The organism is Actinoplanes sp. NPDC051494, from assembly GCF_044454705.1.
Lineage (GTDB): Bacteria > Actinomycetota > Actinomycetes > Mycobacteriales > Micromonosporaceae > Actinoplanes.
This window is the reverse complement of the sequence record NZ_JBITDZ010000002.1, coordinates 307129-327325: the sequence shown is the minus strand read 5'-3', so window position 1 is coordinate 327325 and position 20197 is coordinate 307129. Positions and strand designations below refer to the sequence as shown.

Here is a 20197-nt window from a genome sequence, read left to right as displayed (position 1 = left end):
GTCCTCCAAGGGGTCGGGTGGTGCCTAGCCGTTCCACGCGCCGACCACCGTCAGGGCCTGGTCCGGGTTCAGCCGCGGATCGCAGAGGGTGGTGTATTTGTCGCCGACCCGCTCGGCGTGCGACCGGTCGGTGACGCATTCGGTGACGTCGTCCGGGGTGGTCTCGAGGTGCAGGCCACCGGCGACGGCACCCTCGGCGCGGACCGCGTCCTGGAACTCGCGGACCTCCCGCATGACGGCCTCGAGGTACCGGGTCTTGAGCCCGGCCGCGGTCACCACCGTGTTGCCGTGCATCGGGTCGACCAGCCAGATCGCCGGGTGACCGGCGCGGCGCACGGCCCGGACCAGGCCGGGCAGGCGGGTGACGCCGGCGGCGCCGAGGCGGGCGATGAGGGTGAGCCGGCCGGGCGACCGGTCCGGGTCGAGCCGGGCGCAGAGCGCCAGCAGGTCGTCCGGGTCGATGCCGGGACCGACCTTGCAGGCGACCGGGTTGGCGACGGCGGCCAGCAGAGCGACGTGGGCGCCGTCCAGCTGACGGGTCCGGTCCCCGAGCCACGGCCAGTGGGTGGAGGACAGGAACAGCCCGCCGTCCGCGCCGCGCCGCACCTGGGGCAGTTCGTAATCCAGCAGCAGGGCTTCGTGGCTGGTCCAGACCGGGGCGCCGAGCGGCGGCCCGGGTGCCGGGTGGCCCCAGCCGAGGTGCTCCAGCACCGCCCCGGACGCCTGGTGGGCGAGCAAGAGGCGGCGGGGGTCCGGGCGGCGGCTGCGCGAGTCCGGTTCCGGGCCGTTGACCGCGTGCCCGCGGTAGACCGGGAGGACCCGGTCGCCCACGGTCTCGGTCGGCCGGGTCCGCGGCTTGGCGAACTGACCGGCGAGGCGGCCGGCCCGCAGTACGGGGTGGTGGGTGGACAGCTGCAGCCGGCCGGCGAGCATGTCGAGCAGCCCGGTCTTGCGCTGGACGTCGCTCGCGGCGGTCTCGGCCGGGTCCTCGGCGCAGTCGCCGGCCTGGATCACCGAGGCCTCCCCGGCCGCGACGCGGGCCAGGGCACCGCGCAGCGCGGCGATGCCGGCCGGCCGGACCAGGGGTTCGGCGCGGGCCAGGGCCGCCCGGACGTGGTCCACCTCGGCCGGATCGGGCCAGGTGGGTTGCTGGGCGGCGGGCCGGGACAGGATCGCCGCGACGAGGTCGTGCGATGCCGCGGTCATGGCGCCGGCTCCCGGCGAACCCTTGCCCGGACGTCACTTTCAGTGACGATCGGTGCGGGCGGGACCCGGGGAACCCGGCGCGTCCCGGCGTCGGAGCCGGTCAGGCCGGTCGGCGGGGCCAGCGCGGTAACCACGGTGACATTGCCGGTGGGCGAGTGTTTTGTGACGGAGACGGTGGTCATTGCCGGAGCGCTCCTCGTTACATTTTCCTGCTCACGCCAGTGGCGGCGACCCATTCATCGTCGGCGCGGCCGTGACCGAGGGCAAAGTAGCCCGCGGGAATGTGTCAGGTAGGAGTGCCGAGCGGCCCGGTCGATGCCGGAAATGCTCACGGGCGCTGCCCGCATCACCATCGCGCGAGTTGCCGCTGTGCTCCGGACACCTATGCAAAATCAGGGCATCCGGAGAAGCTGAGGAACGAAGACAGCCGGGGCGGAGCGAGGGGAGAAAGATGCGACTAGAGGAAGATGTTACCGATTTATGTAACGAGATATTCGCACATCTGCCACGTATCGATCAACGCCGAAAAGGCTACGAATACGTCAATGGCCTGCTCCAGGCACGGGGCAGGAAATCGATCCGTAACATAGCCGGGACGTCCGCGGGAACAGCTGCGGAGCAGGCGTTGCACCACTTCGTCAGCAGTTCCACCTGGGACTGGGCACCGGCCCGGCGAGCCCTGGCGGACTACGTGCGCCGCGCCGCCGGCCCACTCGCCTGGGTGCTGCAGCCGATGATGATCCCCAAGGCGGGGGCACACACCGTAGGCGTCGGCCGGCGGTTCTGTCCCTCGCTGCGGCAGTCGCTGAACGCGCAGCACGCGGTCGGGCTGTGGGCGGCCGCGGACCGTTTCGTGACGCCGGTCAACTGGCGGCTGCACCTGTCGGGCGAGTGGCTCGCCGACGTCGAACGCCGGCGCCGGGCCATGATCCCGGACGGGACCGTGGCCCAGGATCTCGGCACCTGCGCGGTGGACACGTTCCTGCAGCTCGCCGCGCCGCCGGGGACACCGGTCGTGCTGGACGCGCGGGAGATGGACGCGGACGCGGTCGTCCGGCGGCTCTGCGCGGCCGGGGCGACGGTGATGGTCCGGGTGCCCGCGGGCCTGCGGCTGACCGCCTATCCCGGCGCCGCCGAGGAGATCACCGGCACGGCCGCGGATCTGGTCACCGGCGCCCGGCACGGTCAGCGCCCGGTGTTCGGCCGGCCGCGGGGCGGCACCGAGCGGGCCTGTCTGCTGCCGGTGCGGCTGCCGGGCAGCCGGCGACGGGCCCCGCTGCAGTTGCTGGGACTGGGCGCCATCGGCGGCCCGTGGCCCGGCGAGTGCTGGCTGACCGACATCACCGGCGACGGCCTGGCCGACCTGGTCCGGCTCACCGCGCTCCCCCGGCAGGTCGACGAGGACCTGAACGGCTACGGCGACCGGGTGGGGCTGCGCGACTTCACCGGCCGCTCGTTCACCGGCTGGCACCGTCACACCACCCTCGCGTCGGCGGCCCACGCGCTGCTCGCACTCGCCGGGGTGCCGGAGACCACGCTCTACCAGGCCTCCTGACCGAGCCTGTTCATCGCACCTCCGGTGTGCCTGGCGACGCCGCCGCACACCGACGACATACGCATTTCCGCTGACACGAAGGAGTGGGTCATGTCCGGTTACGAGATCGTCAGGGTTGGCGGACAGATCGGCGCGGCGGTGACCGGCATCGATCTGTCCAGCCCGATGGCGCCCGCCGTGTTCGACGACGTGCAACGGGCCCTGCTGGAGTACAAGGTGCTGGTCTTCCGGGGCCAGGACATCACCGACGAGCAGCAGCTGGCGTTCGCGGGACAGTTCGGGCCGCTCACCCAGCGGCACCCCACCATGCGCTCGGTCGGCGATCCGCAGGTGCTGGCGGTCGACGGCGAGGACCAGCGGGCCAACCACTGGCACACCGACATCAGCTTCACACCCACCCCGTCGATGGGGACCACGCTGCGCAGTGTGGTGCTGCCGCCGTACGGGGGGAACACGCTGGTGGCCAACGGCGCGGCCGGGTACCGGTCGTTGCCGGCCGAGCTGCGCGAGGTGGCCGACAAGCTCTGGGCGGTGCACACCAACCAGGCGGACCAGCCGCGGCTGGGCACCGAGCGCGGCGAGGAGGTGCGCCGGGCGTTCATGGCCACCCGGTTCGAGGCGGCCCACCCGGTGGTGCGGGTGCATCCCGTCTCCGGGGAGCCGAGCCTGTTCCTCGGCGGTTTCGCCCAGCGCCTGATCGGGCTCAGTGCCGTCGAGTCCCGGCCGATCCTCGACCTGCTGCAGTCGTACGTGCGCCGGCCCGAGCACGTGCTGCGGTGGACCTGGAGCCTCGGTGACGTGCTGATCTTCGACAACCGCAACACCCAGCACTACGCGGTGAACGACTACGACGACCACAAGCGGGTCCTGCACCGGGTGTCGATCACCGGCGACCTGCCCGTCGACCTGACCGGCAAGACCAGCTACGCGGTGCAGGAGGACGACCGGTGAACCCGGACGACTTCGTGAACCGCCTGCGCCGCCGCGAACAGCTGGTCGGCTACTGGATGTCGTGCGACAACCCGATCGGTGCCGAGCGGGTCGCCGGGGTCGGCTACGACTACGTCGGCGTGGACGGCCAGCACGGGGTCACCGACCCGTCGCGGTGGCCGGTGCTGATGATGGCGGTCGACGCGATGCGCCGGTCGGCCGGTGTCGTACGCGTGCCGTCGGTGGATCCGATCCTGATCGGCGCGGCGCTCGACGCCGGTGCCCGCGCGGTGATCGTGCCGATGGTCGAGACCGCCGAGGAGGCACTGGTCGCGGCCCGGGCGTGCCGGCACTGGCCGCGCGGGACCCGCAGTCTCGCCGGGCCGGTGCGCGCCGAGCTGCGGATGGGGTCGGTCCCGGCCGAGCTGGACGAGGCGGTGGCCTGCATCGTCATGATCGAGACCGCGGCGGCGTACCGGAACCTGGGGGCCATCTGCGCGGTCCCCGGCGTGGACGCGGTGTACGTCGGCCCGGCGGACCTGACCGTGGCCCTCGGCGGCCGGTACTTCGGCGATCCGGCGGTGGACGCCGACCTCGGCGCCGCGCTGAAGGAGATCGTCGCGGCGGCCGCCGCCGGTGGTCTCGCCGCCGGGATCCACTGCCCGGACGGTGCCACCGCGGCGACCCGGCTCGCGGACGGCTTCACGTTCGCGACGGTGTCCAGCGACATCACCCACCTGCAGGAAGCCGCGGCCGGTCACCTGAGCGCGGTGCGGGGCGGATCGTGACGGGGCTCGGCCGGATCCGGCCGGCGATCGCCGACTCGCTCGAGGAGCTGGTGGGTGACACCCCGCTGGTCCGGGTGTCGCTGCCCGGTCTCGCCGACGGGGTACGCCTGCTGGCCAAGATGGAGACGTTCAACCCCATGTTCAACGTGAAGGACCGGGCGGCCGCGTCCATGCTGCGCGAGGCCCAGGAGCGGGGCCTGCTGCCGGAGCGCGGTGGCATCGTGATCGAGTGCTCGTCCGGCAGCACGGGCATCTCGCTGGCCGCGTTCTGTGCGGCCCGGGGGCACCGGTGCGTGATCGTCATGCCGGACAACGCGACCGAGGAACGCCGCCGGATCCTCGAGGAGTACGGCGCGGAGGTCGTCCTGGTCCCCGCCGCGGACGGCCTGCTGTCGGCGTGGCGGTTCGCCGAGGGACTGCGCGACCGCACCCCGGGGGCGTACCTGGTGCACCAGGACCAGAACGAGGCCAACGTACGGGCGCACTACGAGACCACCGGCCCGGAGATCTGGCAGGCGACGGGCCACGACGTGGACGTGTTCGTGTGCGGGGTGGGCACCGGCGGGACCCTGACCGGGGTGGCGCGCTATCTCAAGGAACGCCGCGACGTGCATGTGGTGGCGGTGGAGCCGGAACGGTCGGCGGTGATGTCGGGCAAGGACGCCGGGCCGCACGGTATCGCGGGCATCGGCGCCGGTTACGTCTCCGACATCACCGACATGTCGCTGGTCGACGAGATCGTCGTGGTGCCCGACGCCGCGGCGATGCGGGTCAAGCGGGAGCTCAGCCGCCGCAGCGGACTGCTGGTGGGGGTGTCGTCGGGGGCCGCCGCGTACGCGTGCGGACAGGTGGCCGCCCGCTGGGCCGGGGCGACCGTCGTGACCGTCTTCCCGGACACCGGCGAGCGGTACCTGTCGGTGCGCCCCGAAGAGACGCGGGCCGAGCCGGAGATCGTTTCCGCCCGCCACGGGATCCACCAGAGGAGCTGACATGTGCCGCATCCACGGTTTCTTCAACAGCCACGGTTCGCCGGGCGAGATGGACGCGGTCGCCGCGCTGCATCGCCGGGGCGGCCCGGACAGCACCGGCTCGGCCGCCGGGCCGGGATGGGCGCTGGGCAGCAACCGGCTGGCCATCGTCGACATCGACGGCGGCGAGCAGCCGTACCGGCTCGGCGAGCACCTCACCGTGGTCTTCAACGGTGAGATCTACAATCACAACGAGCTGCGGGAACACCTGCGCGGGCTCGGCCACCGGTTCGCCGACCGGTGCGATGGCAACGTCCTGCCCGCGCTGTACCAGGAGTACGGGGAGTCCTTCGTGGACCACCTCGACGGCATGTACGCGATCGCCGTCCTCGACCGCCGTCCCGGCCGGGCGGTCCTGCTGCTGGCCACCGACGACTCCGGCATGAAGCCGCTGTACTACCGCTGGGACCCGGCGCACCGGTCGCTGCACTTCGCGTCGGAGATCCCGGCCCTGCTGGGGTTCCACGCGGTCGGCCGGAGCCGCTGGGACGCCGGCCTGGACGCCTACCTGGCCGGCAAGACCCCGTTCGGCGAGCAGACCATGTTCGCCGAGATCAAGGTCATGCCGCCGGCCACCCGGATGCGGTGCGTGGCCGGCGAGGTGCCGGTGTTCACCCGGCGTGCGGACCCGGGCCCGGAGCCGGTCACCGCCGGGCTCGACGAGGTCGCGGACGAGGTACGCGCCACGATGCGCTCCGAGGTTCGCCGGCTCCTGCACGCCGACGTCCCGGTCTCCGTGATCACGTCCGGTGGGCTGGACTCCGCCCTGGTCACCGCGCTGGCGGCGGAGCGGCAGCCGATCCACTCGTTCACCGTCGCCTACCGCGGGACGTGGCCGTTCGACGAGCGCCGGTACGCCGCCGAGGTGGCGCGCCGGGCCGGCACCACGCACCACGTGGTGGAGATCGACCCGGTGGACTTCCCGGCGCTGGCGCAGACCGTGGTCGCCCATCTCGGGCAGCCGAACGCCGATCCGATCACGCTGAGCTCGTACGCGCTGTTCGCGGCCGTCCGGGAGGCCGGGTTCACGGTGGCGCTGACCGGTGACGCCGCCGACGAGATGTTCGGTGGCTACGACCGGATGCGGGCCGCGACGGGCACCGCCGCGGCCGGTGGCGACTGGCTGACCGGGTACCTCGACGCCCTGGCCGTGCTGCCCGCGGCGCGGCGCCGGGCGCTGTACACCGAGGAGTACCGGCGCCGGCTGGGCGACCGGCCGGGGCTGCCCCGGGAGGCGTACGAGGCGCTGCGCGGGGGTCCGGGTTCGGTGCTGGCCCGGATCAGCGAGTTCGAGCGGCGGTTCCGGTTGCCGGCGTACCACCTGCGACGGGTCGACCACCTCAGCATGGCGAACTCGGTGGAGGCCCGGCTGCCGTTCTGCCAGCCGAGCGTGGTGCGGGCGGCCCGCGGGCTCCCCGACGACCTGCGCATCCGGGGAGACCAGGTGAAGCGGGTGCTGTACGGCGCGGGCCGCGGGCTGGTGCCCCCGTCGGTGCTGAACCGGGCGAAGCAGCCGTTCACGCTGCCGCTGACCGCGATGCTCACCCCCGGGTCCGCGTTGTGGGAGATGACCCGCGACGTACTGAGCCCGGACCGGCTGCGCGACGGCGGGCAGTTGTCCCCCGCCGCCGTGGAGGCGCTGTTCGCGGCGCAGGCCGCCCACCCGGCCGACGAGACCGCGCTGACGCTGTGGGCGCTGACGGTGCACGGGATGTGGCTCGACCTCACGGTCGCACCGCGGCGGGCCGCTTCCCAGGTGGGGGCGACACCGTGATCGGTCATCTCGCCTACGCGACCGGGAGCCCGTGCCCGACGCTGGTCCTGGACGCCCGCGCGATCCCCGACGACCCGGCGGGCACGATCGAACGGGTCACCGCGGCCCGGCGTTACCTGGACGCGGCCGGGGGCGGGCACGTCCTGAAGATCGCCCTGGTCAAGCCGTCCGATCATCCGATGTTCGATCTGGACTACCGGTTCGTGCAGGCGCTGCCCGAGGGGCTCGACCGGTTCGACCCGCGGGGTTCGTGCGGGCACTCGATCCTGGCCGCGGTGATCGCCGCGGAGCGCAGCTCGATGATCCCGAACCTGCGGGCCGGCGGGCGGGTCCGGGTGCGGGTGCTGACCACCGGGGAGAGTGTCATCTGCGAGATGGACCGGGTGGGCCGCTCGGACGCGGAGTGCACGGTGTACTTCATGCCGCCCGAGCAGACCCCGGTCGATCAGTTGCTGCTGACCGGGAAGCCGCGCACGACGCTGGTCACCGGCGGGGACGCGTACGACGTGTCGATGGTCTCGTGCGGTAACCCGTACGTCTTCGTCGATGCCCGTGGTCTCGGTCTGCACACGCCGGAGGCCCTGTTCGGCGCCGGTGCCGAGCTGTTCGGCCTGCTGGGCCGGATCCGCTCGGAGGCGACCGCGCATCTCGGCTGGCCGTCCGGCGGGGTCTTCCCCAAGATCGCCGCGCTGCTGCCCACCGCCGAGGCGATCGCGGTACGGGCGATCTCGGTGCCGTCGTGGCATCCGACCATCGCGCTGACCGGTGCGGTCTGCCTGGCCGCCGCGACGCGGATCCCCGGCACCGTCACGGAGCAGATCGCGCGGGACGCCGGCAGCCCGGACGGCACCATCACCATCGTCACCGCGGGCGGCGTCACCACCGCGTCCGCCACCACGCTGCGGACCGCCGGTCAGACCATGCTGGCCTGGTCGTCGGTCGGCCGGAAAGTCGTGACCTACCAAGGATCGTTCCTGATGGATTCCCCGGCGCACCAGCAATTCGAGGAGATCGCCCGATGCCTGGCCGAAACGGCGAAACCCCTGTGACCGCCCCCATGAGCCTCCCGCCCGTCCTCGTCGAGCAGCTGCGCGAGGCCGCCGAGCACAGCGCGGTGACCGGCGAGCCCGACCCGAAACTGCTGCAGCAGGTACGCGAGTCCGGGCTGCTCGCCACCGCGGTGCCCGCCGAGTTCGGGGGTGCCGGTGGCACAGCGGTGGACGTGAACCGGGTGGTGCGGCTGCTGGCGACCGGCAACCCGTCGCTGGCGATCATCGTGTTCCAGCACTTCGCGGTCTGTTCCCGGATCGCCGAGTGGGGCGACGACGAGCAGCGGGCGGCCCTGCTGCCGAGGCTCGCCGACGGCACCCTGCTGGCCGCCTCGGCCTGGAGCGAGCCCGGTGCCGGCGCCGCCAAGCAGCGGATCAGCACGGTGGGCCGGCGCCGCGACGAGGGCGGCTGGAGCATCACCGGCACGAAGGCGTTCGCCACCGGCGCCACCGTCGCGGACCTCTACCTCGTGCTGGTCCAGACCGGCGACCCCGGGCAGCCCACCGCCGGGTACGGCGCCGCCGGGCAGACGTTCTTCCTCGTCGAGGCCGGCAACCCGGGCCTGGTCGCCGACCTGGGCCTGGACCTGACCGGTATGCGGGGCTCGGCGACCGGGGTGGTGTCGCTGCGCGATTGCGTGGTGCCCGACACCGCCCGGCTCGGCCCGGAGGGCGCGGCGACGCGGATCATCGCCGGGGTCCGCGAGTCGGGGGCGACGCTCGGCGCGGTCGGGGCCGGGATCGCCGAGGCGGCGCTGGAGCTGCTGCTCGAGCACGCGCGCCGGCGGGGCACGATCACCGCGGCGGTGACCCGGCAGCGGCTGGTGGAGCTCGGCACCCGGGTCGAGGCGGTCCGCGCGGTGATCGAGCGGGCCGGTGCCCGGACCGCCGAGGACCCGGGCCTGACGACGTTGCACAGCAAGCTGTACGCGTCGCGGGCGGCGGAGGACATCTGTGCCGAGGTGGCCCGGTCGCTCGGGGCGTCCGGCTACGTCGTGGCGGCGCCGATCAACCGGCTGCTCGCCGATGCCCGCGCGGTGGCGCTGATGGGCCCGACCGACGAGCTGTGCCGGGACCTGGTGGGTGCCGCATGGCTGGGCTGAACGAGAAGGCCGATCTGATCGTCACCGGACGGCGGCTGGTCACCCCCGAGGGCGTACGGGCCGGCCGGGTGGTGATCGGCGGCGGCCGGATCCTCGCCGTCGGCGACGCGCCGGTGCCCGCGGACGCCGGGGTCCCGGTCGTCGACGCCGGGGACGACTACGTCCTGCCCGGGCTGATCGACTCGCACGTGCACTTCCGCACCCCCGGGCTGACCCACAAGGAGGACTGGGCGCACGGCGGCCGGGCGGCGGTCGCGGGTGGGGTCACCACGGTGATGGACATGCCGAACACCGTGCCGCCGACGTTCACCGAGCAGGACGTGCTCGACAAGGCGGCCATGGTGGACGGGCAGTCGCTGGTCGACTTCCGGTTCCACATCGGGGTGGACCCGCAGCGCCCGCAGGAGCTGAAGCACCTGGACCCGGCGATCGCCACCAGCGCGAAGATCTTCATGGCCGGGCACCACACGGCGCCGGCCGTGCTCAACGACCCGGACGCGCTCGCCACCGCGTTCGAGGCCGCCGCCGCCTCCGGGACCCGGCTGGTGCTGCACGCCGAGGACGGCCGGTTGTTCGACCTGCTGGACGGCTGGTGGGGCGAGCCGGACGGCTACCGCGACTACGAGGCCCGCCGGCCGCGCAGCGGAGGGATCACCGCGGTGGCCGCGGTGATCGAGCTGGTCCGCCGGTACGGCACCGCGGCGCACATCCTGCACCTGTCCAGTGCCGAGGAGGCCGACCTGGTGTGCGCGGCGGCCGCGGCCGGGTTGCCGGTCACGTTCGAGGTGACCGGGCACCACCTGTCGTTCACCGACCACGACACCTGCCGCACCGGGGCGCGGACCCGGTTGTCGCCGGCCATCCGGGGCCGGCGGGACCAGGACCGGCTCTGGGAGGCGGTGCGCCACGACCAGGTGGCGACGCTGGGCAGTGACCACGCGCCGCACACCGTGGCGGAGAAGACCCGATCGGTGGCGCAGTCCCCGCCGGGGTTGCCCGGGGTGCAGGAGCTGGCGGTCGCGGTGTGGACCGGGATGCGCCGCCGGTTCCCCGGGGAGCCGGCCGACGACGCGGTCCGCCGTCTGGTGCGCCATCTCGGTTCCGGGCCGGCGGATCTGTTCGGGCTGACCGGCAAGGGACGCCTGGCCGTGGGGGCGGACGCCGACCTGGTGTTCTTCGCCCCGGAGCAGACGTGGATGCTCTCCGCGGCGCAGGTCCGGTCCAAGTGCGGCTGGTCGGCGTACGAGGGCTGGACGATGGGCGGGCGGGTGCGGCGGACGTACCGTCGCGGTGCCCTGGTGTGGGACGCGGAGACCGAGGTCTTCGGTGCCCCCGACGGCCGGTGGGTGCGATGAGCGCGCGGACCGCGATCGTGGCCGGGGGCGGGATCGGCGGGCTGGCGGCGGCGGTGACGTTGCGGCGGGCCGGTTACGCGGTGGTCGTGGTGGAACGGTCGGCGCGGCTGGACGGCGCGGGGGCCGGGCTGCTGCTGTACCCGAACGGGGTGGCGGCGATCGACGCCATCGGTGCCGGGCTGGGCCGGGCGGTCCGCGACGCGGGGTACGTGACCGGGGCGGACGACGTCCGGGTGCTGATGGACGCCCACGGCACGGTCCTGGCCCGGGAGCCGATCGGTGCGCAGCAAGAGCGGCTGGGCCGGCCGCAGATCCCGATCCTGCGGGCGGCGCTGCGGCGCGCGTTGTGGCAGGAGGCGCAGTCGGTGGGCGCCGAGGTGGCGTTCGGTGCGGCGGTCACCGGGTACGAGCGGCGCGGCGAGCGGGTGTCGGTGCGGTTCGCCGACGGGGCGAGCCGGGAGGCCGATCTGCTGGTGGCCGCGGATGGGCTGCGGTCGGTGATCCGGGCGCGGATGCACGACGACGGCCCGCCGGTGTACCGCGGGTACACCTCGGTGCGGGGCTGGTCGGCGAGCCCGGATCCGGCGCTGGGCGCGGTCGTCGCGAGCGGCAGCGGGCTGCAGGTGTTCGTCGCGCCGGTGGGCGGTGGCGGGCACTACTGGACGGCGAAGATCACCGCGACGGCCGGGAGCTGGCCCGCGATGCGGCCCCGGGCGGCCCAGGAGCGGCTGCTGGCGCTGTTGGAGGGCTGGTTCCCGCCGGTGGCCGCGCTGGTGCGCCGCACGGCGGTGGCGGATCTCGCGGTCACCGACATCCACGACCGCGACCCGGTGGACCGGTGGGTGGACGGGCCGGTGGTGCTGATCGGCGACGCCGCGCATCCGATGGTCCCGGCGCTGGGCCAGGGCGCGAACCTGGCCCTGGAGGACGCGGTCGACCTCGGCCGGGCCCTGGTGGACGAGCCCGATCAGGTGGCCGGGCTGCGCCGCTTCGAGCGGGTACGGGTGCCGCGGGCGGCCGAGGTGGTCCTGCGCTCGCGCCGGCAGGGCGACGTGGACCAGGGCGGTGACCGGGACCGCGATCACCGTCGCGACCAGCGGATACGGGTGCTGGCGCGCAAGGACGAGGCGACGTTCGACGTCGTCGGATGGCAGCCGGCACCCGCCGGCGCGCCACAGCAGTGATGACCGAGAGGGAGTTGACCGTGACGGTGTTCGCAGTGGGTCCGATCTGGCGGGACGCGAATGTACGGACCGGCCCGGATCTGTCGAGTCCGATCATCGAGTTGCTGCTGCCGGGTGCGGTGGACGGCTACGACGCGGACGGCTGGACCGTGGGCGAGGAGGTCGTGGAGGGCACGATCGTCAGCTCGGTCTGGCTGCGGCTCGGGGCCGGGCGGTACTGCAGCGCGGTGAACTTCGACCAGGCGAGGGTGGCCGCATTGCCCGCGTCCGCCAAATTCTAATATCCTTTAGACTACTGGGAGGTTTGATGGTCCAGCCCGAGGCGGAGATGGGGTTGATACGGATGCTCGCCGAGGACCTGCGCACCGTCGTCGACCGCGACCCGTCGGTCCACGACCGGGCCGAGGCCCTGCTGCACCCGGCACTTCCGGCACTCTGGACCCACCGGGTCGCCCACCGCCTGCACCGGCGGGGCCTGCGCCGCACGGCGCGGCTGCTCTCGCTTCTCGCCCGCGGCTGGACCGGGGTGGAGCTGCACCCCGGCGCCGTCGTCGGGCGCCGGGTCCTCATCGACCACGGCTCCGGCGTCGTCGTCGGCGAGACCGCCGTCATCGGCTCCGACGTGACGATGTACCACCAGGTCACGCTCGGCGCGCTGGGCTGGTGGCGGGACAACGGCCGCGAGGCCGGCGAGCGCCGCCACCCGATCATCGGCTCGCACGTCGTGCTCGGCGCCAACGCGACGGTGCTCGGCCCGGTGACCGTCGGCGACCGGGCCGTGATCGGCGCCCAGGCCCTGGTGATCCGCGATGTCCTCGCCGACACCCACGCGCTGGCGCCGGCCGCAGTCAGCATGCCCGGGGCCGACCGGCGCTCCGCCGTCGAGCTCATGCGCACCAGCGCCTCCGCGGGGTGCTGGTGATGGCTCCCCCCACGAACGTCACTCTGGAAGAAGGACGTATGCCTGCTCCGAACGTGACCGGCACCGTGCTCGCCCGTCCGCTGATCGCCGACACGATCGCCGACCTGATCGGGCGGACCCCGCTGCTGCGGCTGCCCGCCGGGGACGCGGCGCCCGGCGCCCGGATCCTGGCGAAGCTGGAGTCGGTCAATCCCCTGTCGAGCGTGAAGGACCGGGCGGCGCTGTGGATGATGCGCGCCGCCGAGGAGTCCGGTCAGCTGGTGCCCGGGACCGGGACGGTGATCGAGGCGACGTCCGGCAACACCGGCATCGCCCTCGCGGCGCTGAGCGCGGCCCGGGGCTACCGCTGTGTGATCGTGCTGCCGGACAGCGCCACCGCCGAGCGGATCGGCCTGCTGCGGGCGCTCGGCGCGGAGGTGCACCTCACCCCGAGCGAGCTGCGCTACCAGGGTGCCATCGACAAGGCGGCCGAACTGCACCGCGACACCCCGGGGTCGTGGTTCCCCTGTCAGCACCTGAACATGGACAACGTGCGGGCGCACCGCGAGTCCACCGGCCCGGAGATCTGGGCCGACACCGCCGGACAGGTCGACATCCTGGTCTGCGGGATCGGCACCGGCGGCACGCTGAGCGGCACCGCGGGCTATCTCAAGGAGCACAACCCGCGGTTGCGGGCCGTGGCGGTGGAACCGGCCGGCTCCCCCCTGCTGTCGCAGGGCTGGGCCGGGACCCACGCGATACCGGGTATGAACGGCGGGTTCGTGGCCGACACCACCGACCGCGCGCTGATCGACGAGGTGCTCACCGTCACCGACGACGAGGCGCTCGAGACGGCCCGCGGGCTGGCCAGCGGCTCCGGCGTGCTGGCCGGCATCTCGTCCGGCGCCGCCGTGCACGCCGCGCTGCGGATCGCCCGGCGCCCCGAGAGCGCCGGCGCCACCATCGTCACCATCCTGCCGGACACCGGAGAGCGCTACCTGAGCGTCTGGGCCCCGGCCGTCGCTCCCACCGAGAGAGAGATGACCCCATGAACCCGACCACGGATCTGCACCTCCTGCTCATCGGCGGCACCGACGAGGCCGTCGAGAAGGCCAAGAAGCTCGGCCTCGTCGTGCTCCTGGTCCAGCACCCGACCAAGATCAGTGACCGGCAGCGGGAGCTGGCCGACGTGCTGCACGTCGTCGACTTCACCGACTGGTCGCTGCTGGAACCGATCGCCCGCGAGCTGTACGCCACCCCGGGCTACCGGGTCGCGCTGTCGCTGACCGAACCCGGGCTGGAGCCGGCCGGCCGGATCAACGACCTGTTCCAGCTCGGCGGCACCAGCCAGAAGGTGGCCGGTCTGCTGCGCGACAAGTGGGCCATGCGCCAGCTGCTGAGCGGCACCGGCCGGGCCAGCGTCGCGGCGGAACAGGTGACCGGGATCGACTCGCTCACCGGGTTCGGCGAACGGTACGGGTATCCGTTCATCGTCAAGCCGGCCGACGGCACCGCGAGCATCGGGGTGTTCAAGGTGGAGACCCCGCAGCAGTGCGACGAGGTGTGGCAGAGCGTGTCACGGCTGCGCGGTACGCGTACGGACCGGGTGTCGTCGTTGTTCGTGCTGGGCGACTTCATCGTGGAGCAGTACGTCGAGGGTCCCGAGTTCAGTGTCGAGTCGTTCAGCTTCGCCGGCCGGCACGTGATCATCGCGATCACCGAGAAGTTCGTGTCACCGACGTTCGCCGAGGTCGGGCACACCATGCCGGCCCGGCTGAGCACCGGCACCCGGGACGCGCTGCGCTCGACCGTGCGCGACTTCCTGACCACGGTCGGGCTGCGGGACGGGCTGGGCCACACCGAGCTGCGGATCGGGCCGGACGGGCCGGTGGTGATCGAGGGGCACAACCGCTTCGGCGGGGACGCGCTGCCCGATCTGGTCCGCGGGGCGTACGGCATCGACCAGGCCACCCTCGCGCTGGGCTGGCCGTTCGGCCTGGTGCCGGAGCTGCCCGACGAGCCGGTGGCGCTCGGCGGGGCGGCGACCCGGTTCCTGTTCAGCGAGCCGGGGCGGGTCGAGTCGATCGAGGGGGTGACCCGCGCCCAGGCCGAGCCGGACGTGCTGGTGGTGAAGATGTCGGTGCACCCCGGTGACGAGGTACGGCCGTTGCGCGACAACTGGGACCGGGTCGGGCTGGTCGCGGTGACCGCCGCGGACCCGTCGGCCGCGCTCGAGCGCAGCGCGGAGGTCATCGGCGAGCTGCTGCGGGTCACCGTGACCGGCGATGACGGCGGCACGACGACGGCCTACGCCGCACAGATCAACGACGGAAGCCACAACGTCGAGGTACGCCCGTGAGCGTCCTGATCCTGCACCGTAATCCGCTCGAGCCGTTCCCGTACCACGAGTGGCTCGCCGACTACCCCGGCGACGTGGTGATCCTCGCCGCCCAGGACCGGGTCGAGTACGCCGGGGAACGGGTGCCGGTGGTCGCGCACCCGGGGACCCGGGTGGAGCTGCTGCCCGATTTCTTCGACGGGGATCGGCTGCGGGCCCGCGCGCTGGAACTGGCCGTCGAGCACGGCGTCCGCCACGTCGTGGCGCACCAGGAGGGCGACATCGAGCACGCGGCGTACGTGCGTGCGGCGCTCGGCCTGGACGGCGCGTACCCGGCGGACGTGCTGGGGTTCCGGGACAAGGTCGTGATGAAGGCCCGGCTGCGCGCCGCCGGCATCGGGACCGCCGAGTACGCGATGGTGGGCAACGCGGAGCAGGCGCAGGCGTTCGCGCGGGAGCACGGGTTCCCGGTGGTGCTGAAGAACCGGGACGGGTTCAACTCGATCGGGCTGCGGATCCTGCGCGACGAGGCGGAGCTCGGCCGATGCGCCGAGCAGACCTGGGGCGGCCCGGAGCCGCGCGGCGAGCTGCTGATCGAGACGTTCGTGCCCGGCCGGATGTGTCACGTCGACGGGCTGGTGGCCGGCGGCCGTACGGTCCTGGCCTGGCCCTCGCAGTACCAGTACGACCTGGCGTCGTTCGGCGTCGATCCGGGCGCCCGGGTCGATCTGACCCTGGATCCGGACGATCCGCTGACGCCGCGGCTGCTGGAGCTGACCGGCACCGCGGTGGACGTGCTGCGCGACGGGGCGCCGGGGCGGATGGCCGACCACGCGTTCCACGCCGAGATCTTCCACACCCCCGACGATCGTCTGGTGGTGTGCGAGATCGCGTGCCGTCCAGGTGGGGCCAAGGTGCGGCACGTGCTGGACAGCCTGTTCGGGGTGGACCTGTTCGAGGCCGTGACCCGGCTGCAGGCCGGGCTGCCGGTGCCGGGCCTCGACGGGCTCGCGAGCCCGGGTGAGCGGCCCCGGCCCCGCCGGATGGCCGGGCAGGTCCTGATGATGAAGCGGCCGGGGCTGGTGCGGTCGCTGCCGGAGCCGCCGGGCCTGGCGTGGGTGGAGCGGTTCTGGCGCTACGCCGAGCCGGGCGAGACGATCCCGCCCGCCGCGGGGTCGGCGGACTTCCTGGTCGCGGCCGTCGGCTCGGCACCGGACCGGGCCGAGTGCGAGCGGCGCCTGCGGGCCCTGGGTGACCGATTCCTGACCGAGACCGAGATCGTGGAGCTGGTGTGAGCGAACCGTCGACGACGACATCCGGGTCCCCGACGTCCGGGACCCGGGTGCGGTACATGACCGCCATGGTGGTGGACGCCACCGGGAACGGCCTTTACCTGCCGATCTCGTTGCTGTACTTCCACCACGTGACCGGCCTGCCGCTCACCCAGGTCGGGGCGATCATGACGTCGGCGGCACTGGTCGGGCTGCTCAGCAACCCGGTGGCCGGGACCCTGGTCGACCGCTACGGCGCCCGGGCCGTCGTGGTCGGCGGCTACCTGGTGCGGGCGGCCGGTTTCCTGGTCTATCCGTTCGTGGACTCGCCGGTGCCGATGTTCCTGGCGGTCGCCCTGGTGGCGGTCGGCGACGGGTCGTACCCGCCGTCGATCCAGTCGTTCATCGCCGAGATCACCCAGGGCGCCGGCCGGGACCGGCTGATCGCCGCGCAGCGCAGTCTGCGCAACGCCGGGCTCGGGGTGGGCGGCCTGCTGGCCAGTGCCGCGCTCGCGCTGGGCAACGCCGCCTACCAGGTGATCGTGCTGGTCAGCGCCGCGGCGTTCGTGGCCGCGGCGGCGCTGATCCACAGCATCGGCTCCGCCCGGCCGGCCCACGGCACGGGCCCACGGCCCCGGGGTGGCTACCAGCTGGTGTTCCGGGACCGGACGTTCGTCAAGCTGACGCTGGCCAACGTGCCCACGGCGTTCGGGTACATGGCGCTGTCGGTGAGCCTGCCGGTCTACGTGACACAGGAACTGCACCACAGCACGTCGGTGGTGGGCCTGCTGTACGCGGTCAACACCGTGGGCATCGCGTTGCTGCAGATCCCGGTGACCCGGGTGCTCACGCGCTACCGGCGTACCCGGGCTGCCGCTCTGGGGATCTCGGTGCTGTCGTTGTCGTTCCTGCTGTTCGCCGCGCTGGGCGCGGCGGCCGGCGGCCAGGTGGCGCTGGCCGGGGCGTTCGTCGGGACGGCGCTGTTCACCCTGGGCGAGCTGATGCACGGCGCGACCGCGTCGGCGCTGGTGTCGAACGCGGCCCCGGAGGCCACCCGGGGCCGGTACATGGCGGTGTACCAGCTGTCGTGGTCGTTGCCGACGGCGCTGGCCCCGGCGGTGCTGACCGCGTTGCTGAGCCTGTCGGCGGTCGCGTTGTGGCTGACGCTGGCGGCCGGTGCGGCGGTGTCCGCGCTGGCGCTGGTGCGGTTGGAGCGGCGGCTGCCGGAACACGCGGTGCATCCGGGCACGACGGCGCCGGCCCCGCGCGATCGTACGGTTCAGGCCTGAGCACCGCCGGTCTCGGTCGGGTTGTCGTGCCGCAGCCACTGGGTCATGCCGCCGGTGAGCGGGTGCGCGTCGATGCCGTGCGCCCGCAGGAACCGGACGGTGTCCGGGGACAGCACGCAGTAGGGCCCGTGGCAGTACGCGATGACCTCGCGGTCGCCGGGCAGGCCGCCCATCCAGCCGGCGACCTCCGCGGCGGGCACGGACACGGCTCCGGGGATGTGGCCCAGGGAGTACTCCCGCGCGGAGCGGACGTCGATGACGATGACGCCGGGGTCGCTCAGCCGGTCGCGGAGCTCGTCGGCGGTGACCGGTTCCAGCTCGCTCATGTCGCCCAGCAGGTCGGTGACCGCGGACCGCAGGTCGGCCAGGCGCACCTCGGCGCAGGTCTGCAGCGCGGCGATCAGCAGGAAGACGTCGCGGCCGGCGAGTTTGTAGTACGACCGGGTGCCCTGCCGGCGGACGCTGACGAGGTTGCTGGCGCGCAGCACCTGCAACTGCGCCGAGGTGTTCTTGAGCCCGACGCCGGCCGCCCGGGCGAGGCCCTCGACGTCCTGCTCCCCCTCGCCGAGCAGGTCGAGCAGGCGCAGCCGGACCGGGCTGGCCAGCACCTTGCCGACCCGCGCTACCTGCTGGTAGATGTCCCACTTGGTGCCGTCGCCCATCGGATCAGTCTAGGGCTCCGGGTTTCTCGAGCAGGCGGGCGAGGCGCAGGGCCAGCTGGATCTCAAGGGCGCGGGCCGGGCGCTGCCAGTCGGCGCCGAGCAGTTCCTTGACCCGGTCGAGGCGGCGGGCCACGGTGTTGGGGTGCACGTGCAGGGACTCGGCGGCACCGCTGAGGCTGCCGTCGGCGGCGTAGTAACCCTCCAGGGTCGCGACGAGGTCGGTGAGCCGGCGCCGGTCGTAGTCGGCCACCGGGCCGATGACCGAGCCGACGAAGGAGTCGACACCCTGGCGGCCGGAGAGCAGCAGGCTGAGGAAACCGAGCTCCTCGGTGGAGGCACCGCGGCCGGTCAGGTCGAGCGCCTTCATGGCGCGCAGGCAGCGGACCGCGCCGGCGTACGTCTCGGCGATCTCGGCGGCGCCGATGCCGGGGCCGGCCACCGCGGCGGTGACCGGGCAGCCGAGGAACGCGGTGGCCTCGGCGGAGATCGTCCGGGCCAGGGCGGCCGGGTCCTCGGTGCCGGGCAGGAGCATGACGACGTCGTCCTCGTGGACGCCGGCGAGCCCGGCGACGCGGTGGACGCGGGCCGCGGCCCAGGCGGTGGCCCGGGTGGGTGCGACGCCCTCGGGTCGCAGGGTGGCGACCATGTGCGGCCGGGCGAGGTCGAGCTCCAGGCGGACGGCCTGCCGGGCGAGGCGGTGGGCGCCACCGGGGGCGGCGGTGAGCAGGTCGCTGAGGAACTCGCGGCGGATGTGCTCGTCGGTCGCGCCGCCGCCCTGCTGCAGCAGGACCGCGGCGGCCTGGGCGATGAGCGGGAGCATCTGGCGGTCCTCGGCGTCGAGGGGTTCCCGGGTGCGCACGTCCATGGTGGCGAGCCGCTGGTCGCCGGCCATGACGGGCACGGTCCAGGCGCGGTCGCCGGTGGCGACGGGCGAGCGGCCGGTGACCGGCGGCGGGCCGTCGGGGTGTTCCCCGGTGGCGAGGGTGCTCGCGGTGGCGATGACGGTCGTGTCCGCGGCGTACAGCGTGACGGTGCCGCCGAGCCGGCGGGCGGCCTCGGTGACCAGGCTCTGCGGTCCCCCGCCGCGGACGACCAGGTCGATGAAGTCGTAGTGGGTGGAGCGCAGTTCCCGCACGGAGATCAGGTCGGCGACCGTGCGGGCGGTGGTGTTCTCCAGGCCGTACAGCCGGTCCAGGGTGTGGTCGAGGATCTGGATCTTCTCGATCGCCGCGCCGGCGAGGTCCGCGAGCGAGGCCAGCAGCGCGCACTCGTGGGCGGTGAAGGTGCGGATCCGGCGGTCGGCGAGGTACAGCACGCCGAACGGGCGCTTGCCGAAGTCATCGTTGTCATCGCCGATCCGGACGGCGATCAGCGCGTGCAGGTCCTCGGTGCAGACCAGGCCGGCGAGGGCGTTGCCGGGGCCGGCCTCCGGGGTGCGCTGGCTGTCGGAGATCCATCGCGGGCCCGGGTTGCGCAGCGCGGAGGCGCCGAGGAAGTCCTGGCCGCGCAGTGTGGTGCCGGCGTCGAGGTCGGCGACGAACCCGTCGACCACCTGCACGGTCATGCCCTGACCGGCCTCGTCCGGCACGGTGACGAAGGCCATCGCGGTGCCGAGCATCCGGCGGGCGTGCCGCACCAGGACGGCCAGCAGGCTCTTGAGGTCGGCGGGGGTGGCCAGGTCGCGGGCGGCGTCGAGCAGGGCCGACAGCTTGGGATCGCCGAACGTGAGGCCGAGATCCGGGTAGGTGTGGGTGGACATGCCTG

At 73.5% G+C, this 20197-nt stretch carries 18 protein-coding genes; 15 read left to right on the top strand and 3 right to left on the bottom strand.

What is annotated here, in order from left to right; all coding sequences use genetic code 11:
- Window positions 1–24: 24 nt before the first annotated feature.
- On the bottom strand, window positions 25–1206 hold the full coding sequence (locus tag ACIA6A_RS08200; protein WP_396096772.1) for a 3-deoxy-7-phosphoheptulonate synthase: 1182 nt from the start codon (window positions 1204–1206) through the stop codon (window positions 25–27).
- Window positions 1207–1657: 451 nt separating this feature from the next.
- Between ACIA6A_RS08200 and ACIA6A_RS08195 the strand changes: the two genes are divergently transcribed.
- The 15 genes from ACIA6A_RS08195 (at window position 1658) to ACIA6A_RS08125 (ending at window position 17771) form a co-directional block, all read left to right on the top strand.
- A complete protein-coding gene (locus tag ACIA6A_RS08195; protein ID WP_396096771.1) occupies window positions 1658–2761 on the top strand; it encodes an IS701 family transposase in 1104 nt (367 codons plus the stop codon).
- Window positions 2762–2851: 90 nt separating this feature from the next.
- Window positions 2852–3712, top strand: coding sequence for a TauD/TfdA dioxygenase family protein (locus ACIA6A_RS08190; RefSeq protein WP_396096770.1), 861 nt, complete (start codon window positions 2852–2854; stop codon window positions 3710–3712).
- Window positions 3709–4479 (top strand): HpcH/HpaI aldolase/citrate lyase family protein, encoded by a 771-nt coding sequence (locus ACIA6A_RS08185; protein WP_396096769.1) that lies wholly within the window; start codon window positions 3709–3711, stop codon window positions 4477–4479. Before ACIA6A_RS08190 ends, ACIA6A_RS08185 begins: the two co-directional genes overlap by 4 nt.
- Window positions 4476–5468 (top strand): PLP-dependent cysteine synthase family protein, encoded by a 993-nt coding sequence (locus tag ACIA6A_RS08180; protein WP_396096768.1) that lies wholly within the window; start codon window positions 4476–4478, stop codon window positions 5466–5468. Before ACIA6A_RS08185 ends, ACIA6A_RS08180 begins: the two co-directional genes overlap by 4 nt.
- Window position 5469: 1 nt before the next feature.
- Window positions 5470–7281, top strand: a complete 1812-nt coding sequence (gene asnB, locus ACIA6A_RS08175; RefSeq protein WP_396096767.1) for an asparagine synthase (glutamine-hydrolyzing) — start codon at window positions 5470–5472, stop codon at window positions 7279–7281.
- Window positions 7278–8330 (top strand): PrpF domain-containing protein, encoded by a 1053-nt coding sequence (locus ACIA6A_RS08170; RefSeq protein ID WP_396096766.1) that lies wholly within the window; start codon window positions 7278–7280, stop codon window positions 8328–8330. The genes asnB and ACIA6A_RS08170 overlap by 4 nt, the downstream gene beginning before the upstream one ends.
- A gap of 8 nt (window positions 8331–8338) precedes the next feature.
- On the top strand, window positions 8339–9433 hold the full coding sequence (locus ACIA6A_RS08165) for an acyl-CoA dehydrogenase family protein (RefSeq protein ID WP_396096765.1): 1095 nt from the start codon (window positions 8339–8341) through the stop codon (window positions 9431–9433).
- Window positions 9421–10788, top strand: a complete 1368-nt coding sequence (locus ACIA6A_RS08160; RefSeq protein ID WP_396096764.1) for a dihydroorotase family protein — start codon at window positions 9421–9423, stop codon at window positions 10786–10788. The genes ACIA6A_RS08165 and ACIA6A_RS08160 overlap by 13 nt, the downstream gene beginning before the upstream one ends.
- Window positions 10785–11972, top strand: coding sequence for an FAD-dependent oxidoreductase (locus ACIA6A_RS08155; protein WP_396096763.1), 1188 nt, complete (start codon window positions 10785–10787; stop codon window positions 11970–11972). Before ACIA6A_RS08160 ends, ACIA6A_RS08155 begins: the two co-directional genes overlap by 4 nt.
- A 20-nt stretch (window positions 11973–11992) precedes the next feature.
- On the top strand, window positions 11993–12253 hold the full coding sequence (locus ACIA6A_RS08150) for a hypothetical protein (protein ID WP_396096762.1): 261 nt from the start codon (window positions 11993–11995) through the stop codon (window positions 12251–12253).
- Between the two features lie 26 nt (window positions 12254–12279).
- On the top strand, window positions 12280–12894 hold the full coding sequence (gene epsC / locus ACIA6A_RS08145; protein WP_396096760.1) for a serine O-acetyltransferase EpsC: 615 nt from the start codon (window positions 12280–12282) through the stop codon (window positions 12892–12894).
- Between the two features lie 38 nt (window positions 12895–12932).
- Window positions 12933–13925, top strand: a complete 993-nt coding sequence (gene cysK / locus ACIA6A_RS08140; RefSeq protein ID WP_396096759.1) for a cysteine synthase A — start codon at window positions 12933–12935, stop codon at window positions 13923–13925.
- Complete coding sequence (locus ACIA6A_RS08135) at window positions 13922–15232, top strand: ATP-grasp domain-containing protein (protein WP_396096758.1); 1311 nt, start codon at window positions 13922–13924, stop codon at window positions 15230–15232. Before cysK ends, ACIA6A_RS08135 begins: the two co-directional genes overlap by 4 nt.
- Window positions 15229–16506: an acetyl-CoA carboxylase biotin carboxylase subunit family protein gene (locus tag ACIA6A_RS08130; protein ID WP_396096757.1), complete on the top strand. Its 1278-nt coding sequence runs from the start codon at window positions 15229–15231 to the stop codon at window positions 16504–16506. The genes ACIA6A_RS08135 and ACIA6A_RS08130 overlap by 4 nt, the downstream gene beginning before the upstream one ends.
- On the top strand, window positions 16503–17771 hold the full coding sequence (locus tag ACIA6A_RS08125; RefSeq protein WP_396096756.1) for an MFS transporter: 1269 nt from the start codon (window positions 16503–16505) through the stop codon (window positions 17769–17771). Before ACIA6A_RS08130 ends, ACIA6A_RS08125 begins: the two co-directional genes overlap by 4 nt.
- Here ACIA6A_RS08125 and ACIA6A_RS08120 read toward each other — a convergent pair.
- Window positions 17762–18433 (bottom strand): ArsR/SmtB family transcription factor, encoded by a 672-nt coding sequence (locus ACIA6A_RS08120; RefSeq protein ID WP_396096755.1) that lies wholly within the window; start codon window positions 18431–18433, stop codon window positions 17762–17764. The genes ACIA6A_RS08125 and ACIA6A_RS08120 overlap by 10 nt on opposite strands.
- 4 nt (window positions 18434–18437) lie before the next feature.
- On the bottom strand, window positions 18438–20192 hold the full coding sequence (locus ACIA6A_RS08115) for a helix-turn-helix domain-containing protein (RefSeq protein ID WP_396096754.1): 1755 nt from the start codon (window positions 20190–20192) through the stop codon (window positions 18438–18440).
- Window positions 20193–20197: the final 5 nt, after the last annotated feature.

Bases quoted from the DNA above. Each gene is read 5' to 3' on its own strand.
- cysK (WP_396096759.1), top strand. From the start codon at position 12,933: ATGCCTGCTCCGAACGTGACCGGCACCGTGCTCGCCCGTCCGCTGATC.
- epsC (WP_396096760.1), top strand. From the start codon at position 12,280: ATGGTCCAGCCCGAGGCGGAGATGGGGTTGATACGGATGCTCGCCGAG.
- ACIA6A_RS08155 (WP_396096763.1), top strand. From the start codon at position 10,785: ATGAGCGCGCGGACCGCGATCGTGGCCGGGGGCGGGATCGGCGGGCTG.
- asnB (WP_396096767.1), top strand. From the start codon at position 5,470: ATGTGCCGCATCCACGGTTTCTTCAACAGCCACGGTTCGCCGGGCGAG.
- ACIA6A_RS08115 (WP_396096754.1), bottom strand. From the start codon at position 20,192: ATGTCCACCCACACCTACCCGGATCTCGGCCTCACGTTCGGCGATCCC.
- ACIA6A_RS08195 (WP_396096771.1), top strand. From the start codon at position 1,658: ATGCGACTAGAGGAAGATGTTACCGATTTATGTAACGAGATATTCGCA.
- ACIA6A_RS08190 (WP_396096770.1), top strand. From the start codon at position 2,852: ATGTCCGGTTACGAGATCGTCAGGGTTGGCGGACAGATCGGCGCGGCG.
- ACIA6A_RS08135 (WP_396096758.1), top strand. From the start codon at position 13,922: ATGAACCCGACCACGGATCTGCACCTCCTGCTCATCGGCGGCACCGAC.
- ACIA6A_RS08165 (WP_396096765.1), top strand. From the start codon at position 8,339: ATGAGCCTCCCGCCCGTCCTCGTCGAGCAGCTGCGCGAGGCCGCCGAG.
- ACIA6A_RS08200 (WP_396096772.1), bottom strand. From the start codon at position 1,206: ATGACCGCGGCATCGCACGACCTCGTCGCGGCGATCCTGTCCCGGCCC.
- ACIA6A_RS08160 (WP_396096764.1), top strand. From the start codon at position 9,421: ATGGCTGGGCTGAACGAGAAGGCCGATCTGATCGTCACCGGACGGCGG.
- ACIA6A_RS08120 (WP_396096755.1), bottom strand. From the start codon at position 18,433: ATGGGCGACGGCACCAAGTGGGACATCTACCAGCAGGTAGCGCGGGTC.